This is a genomic window from Micromonospora sp. WMMB482, assembly GCF_019038635.1.
In the GTDB taxonomy this organism is placed as follows: Bacteria; Actinomycetota; Actinomycetes; order Mycobacteriales; family Micromonosporaceae; genus Micromonospora; species Micromonospora marina.
This window is the reverse complement of the sequence record NZ_JAHOPD010000020.1, coordinates 5,458,181-5,473,562: the sequence shown is the minus strand read 5'-3', so window position 1 is coordinate 5,473,562 and position 15,382 is coordinate 5,458,181. Positions and strand designations below refer to the sequence as shown.

Genomic DNA, 15,382 nt, shown 5'->3' with positions numbered 1-15,382 from the left:
CCGGTGTGCAGCGGAGACTGCCGGAGCAGTTCACGAACTCGCGTGTCACAGCGGCCCCTCCCCGGCCCGGCCTACCCGTGCCCGCCGGAGGTAGTCGCCGCCGCACCGGGGCCGGCGCCGCCGGTCGGCGCGGCGTGACCCGCACCCCGCCGGGAACCAGCGCGCCGCTTCCGACGACTATCCCTACATGGTGTGTGAGCAGTGGCGGGAGATCCTGTCGGCACAGCTGGACGGTGAGGCGTCCGGCTCGGAGATCGAGGCGGCCGAGGCGCACCTGACCGGCTGTGCCGGCTGCCGCGGCTGGTTCGAGTCTGCCGCGTCGGTGACCCGGCGGGCCCGTACGCAGCTCGCCCCGCGGGTGCCCGACCTGGTCGACACGGTCCTGGCCGCCGCTCCCCCGCCCCGGCCCGGCCGCCGCCATCGGATCACGCTCGGGCTGCGCGGGGTGCTCGGGCTGCTCGGCGCGGTACAGCTCGTCCTCGGCCTGGCGCAGATCGGCCGGGAGGCGGTCGTCACGCACGCGCACACCTCCGGCCAGCACCTGTGGCACGAGTCGGCGGCGTGGAACGTCGCCGTCGGCGCCGGGTTCCTCTACGTTGCCGCGCGCCGGTCCGCCCCGTCCGGCCTGCTGCCGATGCTCAGCGCGTTCGTCGCCACGCTCGTGCTGCTGTCGGTGAACGACCTGATCACCGGGCAGGTGGCGATGACCCGGCTGGTCAGCCACGGCTTCCTGCTGGTCGGCTGGGCCGTGACGCTGGTGCTGTCCCGCCTCGGCCGGCGCCCCGGCGACACCCCACCCGGCCAGCGCCGGCCGGACCGATCCCGGTGGGCGCTGCCGGCCGAGGAACCGGTCGCACCGGCGCTGCGGCTGGTGCCGCCCGGCCCGTACCCCACACAGGCCCGCGACCGGCGCGCCGCCTGACCGTCCACTCGGCGCGTCGGGGCCCGGCCGGTCGCGGTCTCAGCGGGCCCGGCGGTCGCGGGCGTCGGCGGACCAGGCGGCGACCAGATCCTCCCGGGCGCGGGCCACGCGGGAGCGGATGGTGCCCACCGGGCAGCCGCACACCTCGGCCGCCTCGGCGTAGGACAGGCCGAGCACCTGGGTGGCCACGAACGCCTCCCGCCGGTCCGGCGTCAGCGTGGCGATGAGAGCGCGCAGCACCACTCCGTCCTCTCCGCCGCCGTTCACCGCGCCGGCCGCCTCCGCGGCGGCCTGCCAGTCCGGCAGCGCGGCGACCCGGGGACGGGCGGTCGCCGCCCGCACGTGGTCCACCGCGACCCGGCGGGCGATCGTGAAGATCCAGGTACGCGCCGACGACCGGCCCGCGAAACCGGGCAGGCTGCGCAGCGCGCGCAGGAACGTCTCCTGGGCGAGGTCGTCGGCCTCGCCGGGCCCGGCGAGGTGGGCGAGGAAACGCCACACCGGCGCCTGGAGGGCCCGGACGAACGCGGCCGCGGCCATCTGGTCTCCCCGGGCGGCGCGTCGCGCCCACCCGGTCACCTGCTCGTCGTCGGCGTCCGCGCTCATCCGCGGCCGGCCCGCCGGTCCGGCATGCTCATGCCGGACGGTACGGATACGCGCCCCGCTCGGTTCATTCCCGGTGTCCCTCCTGCGGCGCCGGAGTGCCGGTCACCCGCCGGTTAGTCGGCCGGAGAATGGCAGAAGTTCCCGAACCGGGTCAATCGTCCACGGACACGGTGACCGGCCCGACCCGCAGGACGCCGTCGGTGAGCGGGGCGCACCGGACGCCGCCGCGGTGGCGCAGCGCCTTCCACGTACCGGGGGCGACCACCACGTCGAGCCAGGCACAGGGCGGCGCGGCCCGGTGCACCCGCAGCCGGACCGGACCGTCGCCGGAGTCGAGCGTGAGCACGAGGCCGACCAGCTCGTCCACGGGGATGCCCTCGGTCAGGACGTTGCGCCGCAGCTGGGTGAGGTCCGCGCCGGGCGGCAGCGACTCCCGCGCGATCAGCGTGACGCTCGCCTGCCGGTGCGCGGGACGGCCGAAGTAGCGGTCGCCGACGACGCCGAGCCCGGCGCGTAGCTCCACCCGGTCGGCCAGCTCGCCCGGCGGCGCGGGGGCGGGTCCGTCCGCGGGGCGGCCCACGTACCGGTGCACGGGTGAGGCCAGCAACTGGACGATCCGCGGCATCCCCGAAGTCTAATCGCGGGCATACCAGCGCCAAACCGGACGATAGCCGCGCTCACGTATCCACTCTCTCCGCAGGGGCGTTGTACCAGGCGTGACGGCGAGGCGACCCGATGCGATCGGAGCACATCCGCAGCGGCGGCTGGCCTGGGCGCGACGCGAGAACGAGCGCCGGCGCCAGGCGTACGAGTCGGCGGCCCGGATCTGGCGCCGCCGCGCCGAGCACCTCGACCGGCTGTCGATGGAGGCAGCGGGCTTCCACGGCTGCGCGCTGCCCGACACCGCGCTGCCGGTGCCGCTGGACGACGGCGAGGTCGTCTACCGCGTCCTGCCCGCCGTCGATCTGGTCGAGGCCACGGCCCGGCATCTGCCCGGACTGCCGGCGCCGGGCCGCACGCTCGCCGGCTGTCTCGGCCCGGCCGACGGCCCGCTACCGGCGGGACTGCGCGTGGTCGACAGCGGCGTCGCCGTGGTGACCGACCGGCGGGTGGCCTTCGCCGGGCACGACGTCCGGCGGGACTGGTCCCTGCCGGACGTACGCGGCCTCGGGCATCACCCGGACCGTCCGGTCACCCTGCTGCACGACGCCGACGGCGGAACGCCGGCGGGCCTGCGCGTACCGGCTGCGGGTGCGGCGAACACCAGGTTCTACCTCACCCTCGGCCACGCCGGCGCCACCGGTACGCGGCGGGCGGTCGTCGAGGACGTCGAGGCGCTGCGGTCCGCCCACCGAGCCGCCCGGCCGCGACCACCCCGGCCGCTCGGGCCGTGGGACGCCCCGGCCGAACGGGCACTGTCCCAGCGGCTGGCCGCGGCGGGTGTCGTGGCGATGGCAGTGCTGCTGGGCGTCACCTCCGCCGGCACCTGGACGGCCACCGCCGGGCAGACCGATCCCGCGTACCGGTCCCCCGCCCATCCGGTCGCTCCCGCCACGACGGCCGCGCCTCCCGCTCCCGCGGTGCCGCCCGTGACGACTCCGGTCGACCCGTCGTCGCCGGTGGTCCGGCCGACCCGGCCCGCGCCGCCACCGAAGCGCCCGAACGCGACCCCGGGTTCCGGGGCGCGGGTCGTCACCACCGCACCGCCCGTCGCCGGTTCGCCGCCGGCCCGCGTTGGCGCCCACCCGTCGACGCCTGTCGAGCCGCCCAGCCCTCCTGCCGATCAGGTGACTCCGGTGCCGACCGCGAGCCCGACGGGCGACCCGGGTCCGACCGGAGAGCCCGGTCCCACCGGCGAGCCGAGCCCGACCGTCTCGTCCGAGCCGCCGCCGCTGGACCTGGTCGGCCTGCGGCTCAGCCTGGTGGCAAGGCTCGGCGCGACAGTCCAGGTAGACGCGAACCTCTCCTGACCTGACCCCTGACCCCTGTCGATCTTGCACTTACCGCCCGCAAGATGGGCGATTCATCCCGCTTTCCGGGGTCTGCAAGTGCAAGATCGCGGAGGTGAGGGGCGAAGGGCGGGGCGGGCGGAGTGGGTCAGGGAGTGTGGGGGGTGAGGAGGTAGTCGCCGTCTTCGGGGCTCCAGCGCAGCTCCACGGCGCCACCGGTCGCCGCAGCCTTGCAGAACTGGAGGAAGCTGCGGTAGCCGAGCTTCTTCTCGCTGAAGTCCGGCCGGGCCCGCCGGAGCTGGTCCTTGAGGCCGGACAACGCCACCGCGCCGCCCTCGCCCGCGAGGTCGACCACCACGGAGCGGAGCAACCCGAACGCGACCTCCCGGTCGCCCTGTTCGGGAAGCGACACCTCCGGGTCGCCCTTGGCCGGCCCGGCGGCCAGTTCCACCACGTTGTGCGCCGCGAGGTGGCGCAGCAGTTCCCCGAAGGTGCGGAAACCGTAGTCGGACTCGCTGAACGTGGGATCCTTGCGCAGCAGCGCGCGCTTGAGCGAGGAGGCGGTCACCTCACCGCTGGAGCTGCCCTGCATGCCGGCCACCGTCTGCACGAGCTGCACGGCGAGCGTGTCGACGTCCCGCGCCGACTCGTCCTCGGCCGGTGCGGTCTCCACCGCGCGATCGGGCACCTGCTCCGCCGGTGCGGGGCGGACCGGGCGCGACCGGCGCGCGGCCGGGGGCGGTACGTCGACGCCTTCGAGGCGGTCGTAGTAGAGGAACTCGTCGCAGGCCGGCGGCAGCAACGCGGAGGTGGACTTCTCCACCCCGACGCCGATCACCCGCTTGTTGAGTTCGCGCAGCTTGTGCACGAGCGGGGTGAAGTCGCTGTCCCCGGTGCAGATCACGAACGTGGAGATGTAGCCGCGCTCGAACGCCAGCTCGACCGCGTCCACCGCCATCTTGATGTCGGCCGCGTTCTTGCGCGAGGCGCCCATCCGCTGCGGGATCTCGATCAGCTCGACGTGCGAGCGGGTGAGCATCCGCCGGTCCTCGTCGAAGTACGACCAGTCGGCGTACGCCCGGCGCACCACCACGCGTCCCCGCTCGGCGAGCGCGTCGGCGATCGGCCGGAAGTCGAACGGCCGGCCGCCGTGATGGTCCCGTACGCCCAGGGCCAGGTTCTCGTAGTCGAGGAACAACGCGATCCGGTCTTCGTGATCCACACCGGCAGCCTAGCCTGGCCGGAGCGCCGGGCCGGTCAGCGCCGCTCGTCGCGGTAGAGCGTCTCGCGGCGGGCCACCCGCTGAATCGCGTAGCTGGCGACCAGCAGTACCAGCGCGAGCACCACCTCGACGCCCGCGACGGTGCCCGTGGCGACGGTGAGACCGAGCAGCAGCAGGATCAGCCCGACGACCGCGAGCAGGCCCGCAAGCAGCAACCGGTTACGCCGTCGCGCCGACCGCTGCGCGTCGTCTGCGCTCACGCTGACCGCCTCTCCCCGGCTCCGGTTTCGATCCTAGGCGCTGGCCGGCGTCGCGGTGGCGGATCAAGAAGCCGGGGCCGGACGCGAGCGCGTGCGGCCCCGGGTCACGGCGTCGGTCAGTGGATCGGGACCGGCATCGGACGCTTGTCCTCGCCCGGTTCGGCGTCGAGCAGGTGCGAGGGCTCCCGGCGGCGGGGCAGGAACGCGGCCGGGATGAAGGTCAGCAGCACCAGACCGAACGCGACCCAGAACGTGGTGGAGAAGGAGTCGGCCGCGAAGTCGAGCCCGCGCTCGATCAGCGACGGCGGCACCGGGAACTGCTGGGTCAGCTCGGGCTGCTGCTGGGCGGCGATGGCGAGCTGGGCCTCGGTCAGCGGGGCGCCGGTGGCCGGGTCGGTGACGCCGGGGATCGGCCGCGAGCCGTTCAGCTCGCTGGTGAGGATGACCGACATGATCGCGGCGCCCACCGAACCGCCGATCTGTTGGAGGATGTTGACGAGCGTGGACCCGCGCGCCACCTCCACCGCGGTGAGCGTCTTGAGCGCCGAGGTCATGATCGGCATCATCGTGCCGCCCATGCCGAGGCCCATCACGAACAGCGAGCCGCAGAGCAGCCAGTACGACGTGTCGGTGCCGAGCTGGGTGAAGGTGAAGAACCCGGCCGCGAGGAGCACGAGCGCGAACGGCACCGTCCGGCCGACCGGCACGCGGTCGGCGAGCATGCCGGCGATCGGCATGGTCAGCATCGCGCCGATGCCCTGCGGCGCGATCAGCAGGCCCGCGGCCAGCGTCGTCTCGCCGCGCACCTGGAGGAAGTAGCTCGGGAACAGCAGGCCGGCGCCCATGAACGCGATGATGAACACGAACATGGTGACGGCGGCGATGGTCAGGCTGCGGTTGCGGAACAGCCGCAGGTCGAGCAGCGGGTGCCGGGGCCGGAACGAGTAGAGCACGAAGGCGACCACGAGCGCCCCGCCGACGAGCATCGGCAGCCACACCTTGGTGTCGGCGACGGTGCCGGTCTCGGGCAGCGTGGAGATGCCGTAGAGGAACAGCGCGAGACCCGGCGAGAGCATGAGCATGCCGAGGAAGTCGAACGACTCGGACGGCGCGGCGTTGTCCCGGGGCAGAGCCAGCTGGGCGTAGACGAGCGCGACCAGGCCGATCGGCAGGTTGATCAGGAAGATCCAGTGCCAGCTCGCGACGTCGATCAGCCAGCCGCCGAGGATCGGGCCGGTGATCGGGCCGAGCAGCATCGGAATGCCGAGCACGGCCATGAGGCGGCCGATGCGGTGCGGGCCGGCGGCCCGGGTGATGATCGTCATGCCGAGCGGCATGAGCATGCCGCCGCCCAGGCCCTGGATCACCCGCCAGGCGATCAGCTCGCCGATCGAGTCGGCGGTGGCGCACAGCCCGGAGCCGATGGTGAACAGCGCCAGCGCCACCATGTAGAGGCGTTTCGTGCCGAAGCGGTCGGCGGCCCAGCCGCTGAGCGGGATCACCGTGGCGAGCGCGAGCGTGTAGCCGGTCATGGTCCACGCGACGCGGGCGTACGTGGCGTCGAACTCGCTCTGGAACGTCGGCAGCGCCACGCTGACGACTGTCACGTCGAGGATCGACATGATCGCGCCGAGCACGACGACGCCGGCCACCTTGAGTACGGCGGCGTCGAGCTTCGTCGACGTCGCAACGGGTTGCTGGGTCACTGACGTTCTCCTGGATCCGGTCCGGCACTGGGCGGCGGTGGCGGTGCCGCGCGCCGTCTGCGGAGCGCGGGCGGAACGCGCGGCGGGGCGGCGTCCGGGCGACAGCGTAGCCACGACCTGGGACGAGGCGCGGCCGGTTTGCCGACGGGCGAACCGCACCGGCACGGCTCAGTACCCGTCACCGGCTCGGGAGCGGTCCGGCGGCTCGCGGAAAAGGGCTGGTGCGCGCCGATTCGCCAGCCTTGTCGGGCGGCGACCCGCGGTGACGACCGTGACGAAGGTCATGCCCCACACAGCCACCTCGCGGCCCGCCGCTCAGCCCAGGCCGGCCATCAGCTCGACCTCGGCCGTACGCGAGCGGTCGATGCGGCGGGCGAGGTCGCGTACCCGCTCGCTGGTTCCGGCGGCGACCTGGGCGCGGGCCAGGTCGGCCGCGGTGCGCTGGTGCCGGCTGAGCACGTCGAGCAGCACCCGGTCGGCGTCGGCGGGCGCGGCGGCGCGCAGCCGGGCCAGTCCGGCGGCGGCGTCGCTGTGCCCGGAGTGGTCGTGCCGGGCGGCCGCGGCGGCGGCCGACGGACCGGCGTCGCGCAGCCATCGGCGCATGGTGGCCAGTTCGTCGGTCTCGGTGGCCCGGACGGCAGAGATCAGCGTGCGGATCCGCCCGTCGGTGGCCCGGTCGAGGCCGAGCCGGACGATCTCCAGCGTCTGCTCGGTGTGCGCCACCATCATGGCCAGGAACAGCGCGTCGATCCCGCTGGTCGTGGCGTCCGCCCCGGCCGGGGCGGCGGCCGTGGCGGGCGGGACCGGATCCGCGGCCGGCGGGCCGCCGCACCCGGTCGGGGCCAGCAGCGCCGCGAGCAGCGCCGCGGCGGCGGACGCGCGGCGGAGCCGGGGACCGGCCGGCTCCGCCGCGCGGGTACGCGGGCTCAGATCTGCTGCCACAGCGCCGGTACGTTCGGCGGCTCCCAGCCGGCGATCGCGGTGTGCGCCTGGCGGCAGCGGTAGCTGCGGCCGTCGTAGGTGACCGTGTCACCGACCTGGTACGCCCGCCCGGCGGTCCAGGTGCCGCCCGGCGCCGGGGTGCTGGTCCGGGTGGGCGTGGGCGAGGGCGCGGGTGTGGTGGGCGCCGCGGTCGGGGTGGGCGCAGCCGTCGGGGTGGGCGCAGCCGTCGGGGTGGGCGGCGGGGTCGGGTTGCCGCCTCCGCCGCCGACCTGGAGGTCGACGCAGGAGTAGAACGCGTTGGCGGTGTCGGAGATGTTCCAGATCGCGAGCAGCTTCTGCCGGCCGGAGTAGCCGCCGAGGTTGACGGTGTGCGACACGGTCGCGCCGGGCTGGCGGCCCCCGCCGTCGACCACGGCCACCCGGGTGCCGCCGATCCAGTACTCCCAGTTTGCGGTGGCGTGCCGGGCGGTGTTGACCCAGGTGAACGTGACACTGCTGCCGACGGACGTGGCCGGCCAGTTGCGGCTGTCGTCGTTGAGCACCGCGAACTGGGCGATGCCGGCGTGGCAGCTGCGCAGGCCCTTGGGGCCCTCGACGCTTTGCGGCTCGTACTTGATCTGCCCGCAGTCGGGCACCCGGTTCTGCGCGCAGAGCGCCTGGCGACTGGGCGGGGAGGAGACGTACCCGTGGGCCTGTGCGGGCGCGGCGAGTGCCAGCGTGCCGGTGACGGCACCGGCGGTGAGCAGCGGGAGGGTGATTCTTCGGCGCATGGTGACAACTCCTTCGGGGGGAACGGAAGGTGCCCCGAACATAAATTAAAGGTTGTTAACAGTAAAGACTCCTGTCTATAAATTAAGCCCTGCGCGCCGCGCGCCAGGCGTATGATCCTGATCGATGGCTCGCCGCGCGGAGCCGATCGTCGTTCGTGGGCATCCCGCCGCCGCCAGGCGTCCGGGAGGACGACGCAGACCCGGGCATCGCCCCGTCGTCCCACTCCGAAGGACACCCCCGCATGAGGAGAACCACCGCGCTCGCGGCCAGCCTGCTGCTGCTCGCCACCGCGCTCAGCACCATCGGCGGGCCGGTCGCCGCCGCCGACCCCGCCGACCCGGTCACGGTCACCGTGAACACCCGCGCCGGGCTGGCCACCGTCCCGGCCACCGCGCTCGGCGTCAACCACGCCATCTGGGACTCGCAGCTCGGCAGCGCCGAGACGTCCGACCTACTGAAGGCCGCGGGCGTGAAGATGCTGCGCTACCCCGGCGGCTCGTACGCCGACATCTACCACTGGGAGACGCACACCGCGCCCGGCGGCTACGTCGCGCCGAACACCGACTTCGACACGTTCATGGCCGGCGCCCGCCGCGTCGGCGCCGAGCCGATGATCATCGCGAACTACGGCACCGGCACGCCCGCCGAGGCGGCGGCCTGGGTCCGCTACGCCAACGTCACCAAGGGCTACGGCGCGAAGTGGTGGACCGTCGGCAACGAGAACTACGGCAACGGCCACTACGGCTCGGCCTGGGAGGCCGACGACCACCCGGACAAGAGCGCCTCCCAGTACGCGCGGCTGGTGGTCGAGTACGCCGACGCGATGAAGGCGGTCGACCCCACCATCAAGGTCGGCGCCGTGCTCACCATGCCCGGCAACTGGCCGGACGGCATCACCGCCGGATCGGATCCGGGGCCGTGGAACCAGACCGTGCTCTCCATCGCCGGGCCGAAGATCGACTTCGTGGACGTGCACTGGTACCCGGGCGGCAGCGCCGCCGACTCGCTGGCCCGCACCAACCATCTGCCCGACGCGGCCTGGCTGCTACGCCAGCAGATCGCCCGGTACGCGGGCCCCGGCGCGGACCGGATCGGGATCAGCCTCACCGAGCTGAACGTGGACGCCGGCCGCACCACCGCGCCCGGCGCGCTGTTCCTGGCCGACGCCTACAGCGGCCTGCTGGAGCAGGGCGTGTTCACGGTGCAGTGGTGGAACGTGCACAACGGCATCGGCACCGTCTCCGAAGTGGCCGGGCAGACCGACTACGGCGACTTCGGGCTGCTGTCCAGCGGCAACTGCACCAGCGACGGCGAGGTGTGCCAGCCGGCGTTCAACACCCCGTTCGCGCCGTACCACGCGTTGTCCATGATGAACCTGTTCGCCCGGCCCGGGGACCAGCTCGTCCGCGCCGGGACGGACGAGCCGCTGGTCGCCGCGCACGCGGTGCGCCGGCCGGACGGCAGCGTCGCGGTCCTGCTGCTCAACAAGGATCCGGAGAACGCCCATCCGGTGGCGCTCGACTACGCCGGGTTCACCCCGGCCGACGAGGCGCCGACGGTGCACACCTTCACCAACGGCGCGACCGGGATCAGCACCGGCCGCTCGGGCGACGCCACCGCCCGGACGCTGCCGCCGTACTCGCTCACCACGCTCGTGCTGCGACCGGCCGGCAGCTCGGCCGGGCGGCCCGGCGCCCCGGGGCGGCCGGCGGCGAGCGCGGTGACCGACCGCGCGGCGACCATCTCCTGGCCGGCGGCCACGCCCGGCGCGTCCCCGATCGCCAAGTACGAGGTGCACCGGCAGTACGGCGCGGTGAGCGAGCAGCTCGGCGAGACCGCCGGCACGTCGCTCACAGTGGGGAACCTCGAACCGGGCGCCCGTTACACGGTCAACGTGCTGGCCCGGGACGCCGCCGGGCGGGTCTCGTGGTCGTCGCCGCCGCTGACGTTCGCCACCGGCAGCCCGGCCGAGAGTTCCTGCGCGGTGCGGTTCGACGACGACAACGACTGGGGCAACGGGTACGTGGCGAACGTCGAGGTGGTCAACACCGGCCCGAAGGCGCTGGACGGCTGGACGCTCACCTGGACCTGGCCGACGGGCTGGCAGCAGGTGAGCAGCGGGTGGAGCGCCACCTGGGACCAGCAGGGCCGCGACGTCCGGGTGACGCCCACCGCCGACAACCGGCGGCTCGCCGCCGACGGCGGGAGCACGACAGTGGGCTTCGTCGGCGCGTACAGCGGGCCGAACGTGCCGGTGGGTGCGTTCCGCCTCAACGGCACGGTCTGCACGCTGCGCTGAGCGGCGGTCAGCCCCGGCCGGGTGGCCGCAGCCGCACGTCGGCCGCCGCCGGGACCTTCGGGTTCCGGCGGCGGCCGGCCCGGCGCGGCGCCGGCACCACGTGCGGCCGCACCGGTCCGGGCGGGAGCGCGGGCGGTTCCGGCGCGGGCGTCGGCAGCACGGCCAGGATCGCCACGAGCAGCACCACCGCGACGACGCCGTCGAGCCAGTAGTGGTTGCCGGTGACCACCACCACGAGCCCGGTCACCAGCGGATGGAGCAGCCAGAGCCACCGGCGGCGTCCGGTGGTGACCGCTACCAACGCCAGCGCGATCGCCAGCGCCCAGCCCACGTGCAGCGACGGCATGGCCGCGTACTGGTTGCTGAGCCGGTCGGTGTCGGGCGGTCCGTAGACGCTCGGGCCGAACCGGGTGCCGGTGTCGACGAGCCCGGTGAGCGCGGTCAGCCGCGGCGGCGCGAGCGGGACGCAGACGTGCAGCACCAGCGCCACCGCGGTCAGCGCCGCCAGGGCCCGGCGCAGCCGCACGTAGTGGGCCGGGCGGCGCAGCCAGAGCCAGACCAGGCAGAGCACGGTCGCCGGAAAGTGCACGTAGGCGTAGTAGGAGTTGGCCAGCCGCACCAGCAGCTCGTGCGCCAGTAGCGGCCCCTGCACGAGCGTCTCGTCGGGCAGGCGCAGCAGCCGTTCCAGCCGCCAGACCCACTCGCCGTTGGCCAAGGCCACGTCGGCGTGCCCCGACACCAGCTGCCGGCCGGCCTTGTAGGCCAGGAAGAGCACGGCGACGAGCGCCAGCTCGCGCGCGGCCCGCTGCCATGCGGCGAGGCGGGCGGGCGCGGTCCGCGTCGCGTCCACGGCACCTCCTTCGGTTCGTCCCCGCACGGACCAGGGCCGCCGCCGGGGTCGGCGACGGCCCTGGGGGTACGGGCTCAGCGGCGGGCGCGTTCCTCCCGGCCGGCCGGGTCCACGCTCACCTCGTCGAAGGCGGGCGCGGCGTCGACGGCGTCCGCTCCCACCGCCACCGAACGGGCGGTGTCCGGCAGGTCGAGGCTGGAACGGAGGGTGACCGGGCGCAGCAGCAGCGCCGCCACGACACCCACCACCGCGATGGCGGCCGAGATCAGGAAGATGTGCCCCGTCGCGTCCCCGTACGCGGCCCGCACGATCTGCCGGACCGGCTCGGGCAGCGCGTCGAGGTTGAGCGTGCTGCTGCCGCCTCCGGCGGAGGCCGGGACGCCGGCGGCGGCCAGGTCGGCGGTGATCCGGTCGGTGACCCGGCGGGCCAGCACCGCGCCGAGCACTGACACGCCGATGGTGCCGCCGAGCGAACGGAAGAACGCGACAGTGGCGCTGGCCGCGCCGATGTCCCGCAGCGCCACCGTGTTCTGCACGGCGAGCACCAGGTTCTGCATGGTCATGCCGACGCCGACGCCGACGCCGAACATCGCGAGGCCGACGAAGACCAGCGAGGTCTCGTGGTCGATGGTGCCGAGCATGGCGAAGCCGGCGACGAGCACGACCGCCCCGAACACGATGTACGGCTTGACCCGTCCGGTGACGGTGATCATCCGGCCGGCGACGATCGAGGAGATCAGCACACCGGCCATCATCGGGATGGTGAGCAGGCCGGCCTCGGTCGGGCTGTAGCCACGGCCGATCTGGAAGTACTGGCCGAGGAAGACCGCGCCGCCGAACATCGCCATGCCGACCGCGAGGCTGCCCAGGATCGCCAGGGCGGTGGTGCGCTCGCGGACGATGTGCAGCGGCACCACCGGTTCGGCGGCCCGCGCCTCCACCCGGACGGCGAGCGCGAGCAGCAGCACCGCGCCGCCGACCATGGCGCCGGTCTGCCAGGACAGCCAGGCGAACGAGTCGTCGACGAACGAGATCCAGATCAGCAGCACGCTGACGCCGGCGGCGATGAGGGAGGCACCCAGATAGTCGATCTTGACGTTCTTCCGGCGCACGGTGGGCAGGTTCAGGGTGATCTGGAGCAGGAACAGCGCGACGGCCGCGACCGGAACCCCGACGAAGAAGCACCAGCGCCAGCCCAGCCAGGACGTGTCCACGATCAGGCCGCCCAGCAGCGGGCCGCCGACGGTGGCCAGGGCCATGACGCCGCCCAGGTAGCCGTTGTAGCGGCCCCGCTCACGCGGCGGGATCATGGCCGCGATGGCGACCTGCACCAGCGCCTGGAGACCGCCGACGCCGATGCCCTGGAAGGCCCGGGCGGCGATGAGCTGGCCGGCGCTCTGCGCGAAGCCGGCCGCGACCGACCCGACCAGGAACACCACGATGGCGACCTGGATCAGCAGCTTCTTGTTGAACAGGTCGGCCAGCTTGCCCCAGATCGGGGTGGTCGCGGTGGCGGTCAGCAGGGTGGCGGTGACCACCCAGGTGTACTGCGTCTGCGAGCCGTTGAGCGCTCCGATGATCTTCGGCAGGGCGGTCGAGACCACGGTGCCGCTCAGCATGGCCACGAAGAGCACCAGCAGCAGACCGCTGAGTGCCTCCAGCGTCTGCCGCTTGCTCATGGGGGCGGCCTCGGCCGTCGCGGTGGGTGCGCTCATCCGCGCGTCCTCCAGGTGTGTCGATTCGGGTCGGGCAGCCGATTCGTTGCCTCAAGCAATCAACACCAAAACCTGCCCGGTAGGCAAGTTTGCCCACTGAGAAATCCGTCACCTACGCTGGACGCCATGGACGAGTGCACCGGGCTGCGGGCGCGGAAGAAGGCGGCCACCCGCCTCGCGCTGCACGAGGCGGCGCTGTCCCTCGCCGTCGAGCACGGCCCCGACCGGGTCACCGTCGAGGCGATCGCCGACGCCGCGAACGTCTCCCGGCGGACGTTCTCCAATTACTTCGGCGGCAAGGAGGAGGCCCTCTTCCACGGCGACACGCTGCGGCTGCGCCGGCTCCTCACGCTCGTCGCGGAACAACCGGCCGAGCTGTCGCCGTGGGCCGCGCTCACCCGGGCCGCACTGGTGCAGGCCGGGGACGGCTACGACGACCCGGCAGAGCCCTGGCTCAACCGGCGCCGCCGGCTGCACGGTCACCCGAGCCTGGCCGCCCACCAGGTCGGCGCGTACGCGGCCCTGGAGCGGGAGATGGCCGCGGAGCTGGCCCACCGGCTGACCGGCCCCGGCGCGGCGCTGCGCGCCCGGATCGTCGCCGCGACGTTCCTCGCGTCCCTGCGGGTCGCCGCGCACGAGTGGCTGGAGCACCCCGGGCGGCCGTTGCGCGACGTGCTGCGCGACGTGCTCGCCCACGCCGCCCCGACTGCGGGCTGAGCACACCGGCTCGCCGCTCCCCGCCGGACCGGTGGAATGCCCGGCGAAAGCGACACCCCGCCTGACCTGGACTGACACACTCGCCCGGTGGGTGGCGACCGGTGGCGCAAGGGACTTGGGCCGGCGACCGGCGTCGCCCCCGCCACCCGGGTCGACCGGTTCGAGATCTTCTTCGACCTCGTCTTCGTGGTGTCCTTCTTCATCATCACGCGCGCCACCGCCGCGAACGTGACCCCCGGCGAACTGCTGCACGCGCTGCTGGTGCTCGCCGTGCTCTGGTGGTGCTGGGTGGTGCACAGCGCGGTCGCCGCCCGGTTGCGTCTCGGCGAGGGCTTCGTGCCGATCCTCATGGTGGTCGGCATGGTCGCGCTGTTCACGTTCGCGCTCGCGCTGCCGCAGACGTTCGGCGACCTGGACAAGGGCAGCGCCGGACCGGTCCTGGTCACGATCAGCTACGTCGTGATCCGGCTCGTGCACACCGCCCTGTACCGGTACGCCACGCGTGACGATCCGCCGGCCCGGCGCAAGCTGCGGCTGTTCCTGCCGGAGGCGCTGATCTCGGCCACCCTTCTGCTGGTGGCGGCGCTGTTGCCGCCGCGCATGTCCCCGGAGGTCGGCCCCTGGCTGCGCGACGGGCTGTGGATCGCGGTGGTGGCCATCCAGTACAGCAGTGGCCTGCTGGCCGGCACCGACGGCTGGAAGATCACCTCGGCCGAGCACTGGACCGAGCGGTACGACCTGATCCTGATCATCGCGCTCGGCGAGTCGGTCATTTCCGTCGGCGTCGGCGGCAACCTGCTCGGCCAGGCCGTGACCTGGCCGGCGATCCCGGCAGCGATCTTCGGCATCCTGTTCACGGCGGCGCTCTGGTGGGCGCACTTCGACATGATCGGCCCGTCCGCCCGGATCGCGCTGCACGCCGCACAGGGCCACGCGCGGGTGACGCTTGCCCGCGACGCGTACGCCTACCTCTACCTGCCGATGATCGCCGGGGTGATCCTGTTCGCGATCGGCGCCGAGGAACTGGTCCGCACCGTCACCGACCCGGCGGGCGGCCCGATGGAGCACGGCCACGGGCCGGCGGTGCCGCTGCTCTTCGCCGGCGTGATGGTCTATTTCGCCGCCAACATGGCGTTCCAGTGGCGCGCGCTGCGGACGCTGTCGTGGACCCGGGTCGGCGTCCTGGCCCTGCTCGCCGCGGCCCTGCCGGTCGGCCAGCACCTGCCGGCACTCGGCGCGCTGGGCCTGCTCGCCGCGATCTGCGTGGCCCTGGTGGCGGCCGAGCTGGTGATCTTCGCCGACTCCCGGGCCGCGTTGCGCCGGCTGATTCACGAGGAGAAGGCCAGCGCCGAGGAGAACGAGGCCGCCTGGCGGGCACGCTGGCACGACGGCGGCGACAGTGCCCCGCACCGGCCTTGACAGA

The 15,382-nt window shown here is 73.7% G+C and carries 14 protein-coding genes; 5 read left to right on the top strand and 9 right to left on the bottom strand.

The window, feature by feature from the left end; genetic code table 11:
• The first annotated feature begins 187 nt into the window (after nt 1-187).
• A complete protein-coding gene (locus tag KSK32_RS26735; protein ID WP_216933691.1) occupies nt 188-922 on the top strand; it encodes a zf-HC2 domain-containing protein in 735 nt (244 codons plus the stop codon).
• 39 nt (nt 923-961) lie between these two features.
• Here KSK32_RS26735 and KSK32_RS26730 read toward each other — a convergent pair whose 3' ends face one another.
• Together KSK32_RS26730 and KSK32_RS26725 are read right to left on the bottom strand one after the other, a co-directional pair.
• Entirely contained in the window at nt 962-1,528 is a 567-nt protein-coding gene (locus KSK32_RS26730) for a sigma-70 family RNA polymerase sigma factor (RefSeq protein ID WP_216933690.1), read from the bottom strand.
• A 151-nt stretch (nt 1,529-1,679) separates the two neighbouring features.
• Nucleotides 1,680-2,153 carry a molybdenum cofactor biosysynthesis protein gene (locus tag KSK32_RS26725; RefSeq protein WP_216933689.1) on the bottom strand — a complete coding sequence of 158 codons (474 nt, stop codon included), beginning with the start codon at nt 2,151-2,153 and terminating at the stop codon, nt 1,680-1,682.
• 91 nt (nt 2,154-2,244) lie between these two features.
• On the opposite strand from KSK32_RS26725, the gene KSK32_RS26720 reads away from it, so the two are divergent.
• Complete coding sequence (locus tag KSK32_RS26720; RefSeq protein ID WP_289256403.1) at nt 2,245-3,498, top strand: hypothetical protein; 1,254 nt, start codon at nt 2,245-2,247, stop codon at nt 3,496-3,498.
• Between the two features lie 127 nt (nt 3,499-3,625).
• Here KSK32_RS26720 and KSK32_RS26715 read toward each other — a convergent pair whose 3' ends face one another.
• The 5 genes from KSK32_RS26715 to KSK32_RS26695 form a co-directional block, all read right to left on the bottom strand.
• Nucleotides 3,626-4,699, bottom strand: a complete 1,074-nt coding sequence (locus tag KSK32_RS26715; RefSeq protein WP_216933688.1) for a PIN domain-containing protein — start codon at nt 4,697-4,699, stop codon at nt 3,626-3,628.
• Between the two features lie 35 nt (nt 4,700-4,734).
• Nucleotides 4,735-4,959, bottom strand: a complete 225-nt coding sequence (locus tag KSK32_RS26710; RefSeq protein WP_216933687.1) for a hypothetical protein — start codon at nt 4,957-4,959, stop codon at nt 4,735-4,737.
• Between the two features lie 116 nt (nt 4,960-5,075).
• Nucleotides 5,076-6,665 carry a DHA2 family efflux MFS transporter permease subunit gene (locus KSK32_RS26705; RefSeq protein ID WP_216933686.1) on the bottom strand — a complete coding sequence of 530 codons (1,590 nt, stop codon included), beginning with the start codon at nt 6,663-6,665 and terminating at the stop codon, nt 5,076-5,078.
• A 315-nt stretch (nt 6,666-6,980) separates the two neighbouring features.
• Complete coding sequence (locus KSK32_RS26700) at nt 6,981-7,607, bottom strand: DUF305 domain-containing protein (protein WP_216933685.1); 627 nt, start codon at nt 7,605-7,607, stop codon at nt 6,981-6,983.
• Entirely contained in the window at nt 7,592-8,377 is a 786-nt protein-coding gene (locus KSK32_RS26695) for a lytic polysaccharide monooxygenase (RefSeq protein ID WP_216933684.1), read from the bottom strand. The genes KSK32_RS26700 and KSK32_RS26695 overlap by 16 nt, the downstream gene beginning before the upstream one ends.
• 242 nt (nt 8,378-8,619) lie before the next feature.
• Here KSK32_RS26695 and KSK32_RS26690 point away from each other — a divergent pair, with 242 nt between their 5' ends.
• On the top strand, nt 8,620-10,677 hold the full coding sequence (locus tag KSK32_RS26690) for a cellulose binding domain-containing protein (RefSeq protein WP_216933683.1): 2,058 nt from the start codon (nt 8,620-8,622) through the stop codon (nt 10,675-10,677).
• A 7-nt stretch (nt 10,678-10,684) separates the two neighbouring features.
• Here KSK32_RS26690 and KSK32_RS26685 read toward each other — a convergent pair whose 3' ends face one another.
• Both KSK32_RS26685 and KSK32_RS26680 read right to left on the bottom strand, forming a co-directional pair.
• Nucleotides 10,685-11,527, bottom strand: coding sequence for a phosphatase PAP2 family protein (locus KSK32_RS26685; RefSeq protein WP_216933682.1), 843 nt, complete (start codon nt 11,525-11,527; stop codon nt 10,685-10,687).
• A gap of 74 nt (nt 11,528-11,601) precedes the next feature.
• Nucleotides 11,602-13,242 carry an MDR family MFS transporter gene (locus KSK32_RS26680; protein WP_216933681.1) on the bottom strand — a complete coding sequence of 547 codons (1,641 nt, stop codon included), beginning with the start codon at nt 13,240-13,242 and terminating at the stop codon, nt 11,602-11,604.
• Between the two features lie 126 nt (nt 13,243-13,368).
• On the opposite strand from KSK32_RS26680, the gene KSK32_RS26675 reads away from it, so the two are divergent.
• Both KSK32_RS26675 and KSK32_RS26670 read left to right on the top strand, forming a co-directional pair.
• A complete protein-coding gene (locus tag KSK32_RS26675) occupies nt 13,369-13,959 on the top strand; it encodes a TetR/AcrR family transcriptional regulator (RefSeq protein ID WP_216933680.1) in 591 nt (196 codons plus the stop codon).
• 87 nt (nt 13,960-14,046) lie between these two features.
• Complete coding sequence (locus tag KSK32_RS26670; RefSeq protein WP_216933679.1) at nt 14,047-15,378, top strand: low temperature requirement protein A; 1,332 nt, start codon at nt 14,047-14,049, stop codon at nt 15,376-15,378.
• Nucleotides 15,379-15,382: the final 4 nt, after the last annotated feature.

Excerpts from the sequence above, each read along its gene's own strand:
- KSK32_RS26735 (WP_216933691.1), top strand. The coding sequence starts at position 188 with ATGGTGTGTGAGCAGTGGCGGGAGATCCTGTCGGCACAGCTGGACGGT.
- KSK32_RS26730 (WP_216933690.1), bottom strand. The coding sequence starts at position 1,528 with ATGAGCGCGGACGCCGACGACGAGCAGGTGACCGGGTGGGCGCGACGC.
- KSK32_RS26725 (WP_216933689.1), bottom strand. The coding sequence starts at position 2,153 with ATGCCGCGGATCGTCCAGTTGCTGGCCTCACCCGTGCACCGGTACGTG.
- KSK32_RS26695 (WP_216933684.1), bottom strand. The coding sequence starts at position 8,377 with ATGCGCCGAAGAATCACCCTCCCGCTGCTCACCGCCGGTGCCGTCACC.
- KSK32_RS26690 (WP_216933683.1), top strand. The coding sequence starts at position 8,620 with ATGAGGAGAACCACCGCGCTCGCGGCCAGCCTGCTGCTGCTCGCCACC.
- KSK32_RS26680 (WP_216933681.1), bottom strand. The coding sequence starts at position 13,242 with ATGAGCGCACCCACCGCGACGGCCGAGGCCGCCCCCATGAGCAAGCGG.
- KSK32_RS26675 (WP_216933680.1), top strand. The coding sequence starts at position 13,369 with ATGGACGAGTGCACCGGGCTGCGGGCGCGGAAGAAGGCGGCCACCCGC.